The sequence below is a fragment of the Nonomuraea sp. NPDC049152 genome, from assembly GCF_040648355.1.
Classification (GTDB): domain Bacteria; phylum Actinomycetota; class Actinomycetes; order Streptosporangiales; family Streptosporangiaceae; genus Nonomuraea.
Genome location: NZ_JBEZDO010000083.1, coordinates 1 through 2,891 on the forward strand (window position 1 = coordinate 1; position 2,891 = coordinate 2,891).

2 protein-coding genes are annotated in these 2,891 nt (G+C 66.5%); one reads left to right on the forward strand and one right to left on the reverse strand.

Going from position 1 to position 2,891, the window contains the following annotated elements:
- Positions 1-96: 96 nt before the first annotated feature.
- Complete coding sequence (locus tag AB0B45_RS51360) at positions 97-2,040, forward strand: tetratricopeptide repeat protein (RefSeq protein WP_358146349.1); 1,944 nt, start codon at positions 97-99, stop codon at positions 2,038-2,040.
- Between the two features lie 391 nt (positions 2,041-2,431).
- On the opposite strand, the gene AB0B45_RS51365 is transcribed toward AB0B45_RS51360, so the two are convergent.
- Positions 2,432-2,737, reverse strand: a complete 306-nt coding sequence (locus AB0B45_RS51365) for a hypothetical protein (protein WP_358146351.1) — start codon at positions 2,735-2,737, stop codon at positions 2,432-2,434.
- Between the last annotated feature and the right edge of the window lie 154 nt (positions 2,738-2,891).

A 2,891-nucleotide genomic window follows, 5' to 3' on the forward strand; every position in this document is an offset into this window, starting at 1 on the left:
CCTCCGGGTACGGAGACTGGCGTCCCACCTGGACATCCCTCCCTGGACCATCAAGATCCATTGTCAGGGTGTCCACTCCAAAGGATCAGCCTCACTGTGCACCTTCGGCGCGGGCTGGTCGAGATCAATCCAGACCGGTACCGTCCGCAGCTCGCCAGTTCCTTGTCGGTTCTCGGGCAGGTTCTGTGGGCTCTGGGCCGCATGGACGAAGCGGTGCAGGTGACGCAGGAGGCCGTGAGGATCTTCAGGGACCATGCCAGTACCTATCCGGACCGCTACCTGCCCGATCTGGCCGAGACTCTGAACAATGTGGCGTGCCTTCTGGCGGAGAACGGCTGCCCGGCAGAAGCCCGGGTCGTGGCCGGTGAGTCGCTGGCGATCTTCCAGGAACTTGCCATGAGATATCCGGAACGTCACTTGGAGGATGTCGCCAAGCTGCTGTCGAACCTCGGTGCTTGGTCAGAGGGGCCTGAAGGCGCGCATTCACGGGAGGAGGCCGTCGGCCTGTGGCGGGCGCTGGCCGAGAATGATCCGGGCAGCTACGGGCTGGACCTCGGTGTCGCCCTCGTCAGGCTGTCGGAGCAGTACCAGGAGCTGGGGCTGCTGGAGCAGGCGCTCGCCCGTGCCGAGGAAAGTGTGACGATCATCCGCGGGCTGACGGCAGACGGCACCGGGAGGTTCGACGGCGACCTGCCAAGATCCCTGTGGGCGCTCGCGGAGGCGTACTGGGGACTTGAGCGTCCGGAGGAGTCCTTGCCTCCCGCGCTGGAAGCCGTCGCGATCCTGCGGGAGCAGGCGGCCTCCGATCAAGACCGGAGTGTTCTGGGCCGGACGATGATCACGCTCGCGCTCAGGCTCGCGGAAATGGATCGGGTACCCGAGGCGATAGGCCTCATGACCGAGGGAATCACGCTCCGCTACGAGGCAGAGGGGGAACCCGACAGTCCCCATCTCATGGCTCTGATGTACCAGCTTGGCGAATGGCTCTGGTCGTCCGACCAGATCGGGGATTACCTCCCGCAGGCTCAGGAGATCGTCCGAATCTTGCGGGAGCTCGAAGAGGGCAGCGGGGACGGGCGGATCCTGCTCGCCGGATTTCTGTCCATCGTCCGGGACGGATGGAAGCTGCTGGGTCGTCTCGAGCTGAGCCTGCCGCCGGCGCAGCAGATCGTCGCCATCCTGCGCACGTCCGCAATGGAGGATCAGAGCGAGGCGTCTGCGGACCTGGCCGAGAATCTGACCGAGCTGGTCTTCATCCTTCGGAAGCTGGATCGGGGAGACGAGGCTCACGCGGCGGTAGAGGAAGCGATCGGAATCTGGCGGGACCTCGCGCAGGCCGAGCCCGAGGAGAACCTCCCCGGGCTCGGCCGAGCCCTGACCCTCCGCGACCTCACGGTCATGGACCAGGCACAGTGGGCGGACGCGTTGCACGGGGTTGAGGAGACGGCGCGGATCTGGCATGAAGCCGCGGGTTTCCATCCCGACCGTGTCGACGCGGTCGGCGGCTCTCTCGGCAACATCGCTGTCGTCCTTGTCCAACTCGGACGATCTGCCGAGGCTCTGCCCGTCCTGGAAGAGGCAGCCGCGATCTGGCGCGGGCTCATCGCGGAAGGGCGTGACGAGTACTGCGCGGATCTGGCCGAGACCATGCTGATGTCGATGTCCGCGCGCCACGCGCTGGGCGGTCCGCCCCCGGAGGCAGCAGGGCTCTCGCGGCAACTCGTGACCGCATCTCCCACCCGTTCCCCGGAACTCGGCCGTGCCCTGACCATGCTCGCCGCGGGCCTGTCCGACATACCGCTCCTCACTGAGGCGCTCCCAGCCGCCGAGGAGGCTGTCGCACTGTGGCGAGAACAGGTATCGGCCGACGACGATTGGTCTCCCTTTCTCGCCGAGGCTTTGGACGCCCTGAGCCAGGTCCTCTCCCTGACCGGCCACCCAGCCGAAGCCCTTCGCGCCACCGAAGAGGCCGTCACCCTTTGCGGACACTCGCCGCCACACACCCCGACCTCGGACGCCCGCTCCTCGCCGCCGCCCTGACCCGCGAGTCGACCCTGCTCACCGCCTTGGACCGCCTCGCCGACGCCCGCCGAGCCCGGGAAGATGCCGAGACGCTGAACCCCGTCATCATCAACCCAGAATCTGCCTCGAACCGGCCCTGACCGCCTGAAACGACGAGTTAAGCGGCCTCGCTCGGCTACGGCTGGAGCCTGCAGACCTCCAGCCTGCAACGGCTCGGTTCCCAATTGCAGTTGCATCCGCCGGGACAGTCCTGGCCGGTGCCGTCACCGTCGGCGCCACCAGCGCGGGGCCGATCTTGCCTGTGCCACTGCTGGAGGTCTAAACCCCTGATCAAGCACCCCACGATGGGATATGAAGCGGTACAGGGACTGCTGATCCCGACGATCGTGCTGCTCTACTCCGGGTGCCGTTAACGAACGTGGCACCAGCCGCAAACGGCGGTGACGCTCCTGGGCGACCCGCCCGGGCCGGGGTGAGACTGGGACAGGTGGGGGAATCGGTCGGACAGGTGGGTGCGGGCGTAGCGCAGCCATCGGGCTTTGCTGGTGTAGCCGAGCAGGGCCTGCATCAGGGCCAGGGTGACCAGGTAGGTGTCGGACAGGCGGGGTTGGAAGCCGATCGTGGGGCGCCAGGGGGCCAGGTCGGGGTGGTTTTTGAGAAGGGTGTCGGTGTGGGCGTAGAGCGCACGGGCGAGGGAGTTCAGGTTGTGCGTCACAACAAGACCATGGGCTCCCTCGCCTCATGCTCAGACCAGGCACCCCTGGGAATTACTCATCTAGAAGATCGCTGAAGATCTTGCGTTCTGGCCCCGCCTTGGATGATGCGGGGCCAGACTCATTGCGTGCAGGGTGAGTGGGCTGGGGAACTGG